The organism is Bartonella sp. AA81SXKL, from assembly GCF_042196945.1.
Lineage (GTDB): Bacteria > Pseudomonadota > Alphaproteobacteria > Rhizobiales > Rhizobiaceae > Bartonella.
Genome location: NZ_JBHIRH010000201.1, coordinates 1 through 762 on the forward strand (window position 1 = coordinate 1; position 762 = coordinate 762).

1 pseudogene is annotated in these 762 nt (G+C 41.7%); it reads right to left on the reverse strand.

The window, feature by feature from the left end:
• A pseudogene (locus tag ACFINZ_RS10590) lies at positions 1-762 on the reverse strand (DNA gyrase subunit B); the annotation flags it as partial.

Below are 762 nucleotides of genomic sequence, written 5' to 3' on the forward strand. Positions count from 1 at the left end.
TCACGTGCTTTGCGCGCAGCCTCACGAGCAGCCGCAGCCTCCACTACTTTACTTGTAACAATTTTTGCTTCATTAGGATGTTCTTCTAGCCATGCAGAGAGACCTTCATTCACCAAATTTTCAACAATAGGCCGCACTTCAGAGGAAACCAATTTATCTTTTGTTTGCGAAGAAAATTTTGGATCGGGAACTTTAACGGAAAGAATAGCAGTGAGTCCTTCGCGGCAGTCATCACCGGTGAGGTTTACTTTTTCCTTTTTTACAATGCCTGAAGATTCAGCATAACCATTAATTTGGCGTGTAAGAGCACTGCGGAAACCCACCAAATGGGTTCCCCCATCACGCTGAGGGATATTATTGGTAAAACACAGGACTTTTTCATGATAGGAATCATTCCACCATAAAGCAACCTCAACGCTCATCCCATCTTTTTCACTTGTAATATAAATAGGATGATCGAGGAGCGCTTTTTTCGATTGGTCAATATATTTGACAAATTCAGTTAATCCACCCTCATAATGCAATTCAACGGATTTGATGTCGGCATGGCGTTGATCGACAAGAAGGATATGCACACCAGAATTCAAAAAAGCCAATTCCCGTAAACGACGTTCCAAGGTTTCGAAATCAAATTCAACCATGGTAAAGGTTTCAGAACTTGGTAAAAACCTGATCTCTGTTCAGCTTTCTTCGCCGCAATCACCGACAATTTTTAGTGGAGCATCGGCAACTCCATGAGTAAAGGACATTTCATAGATTTTG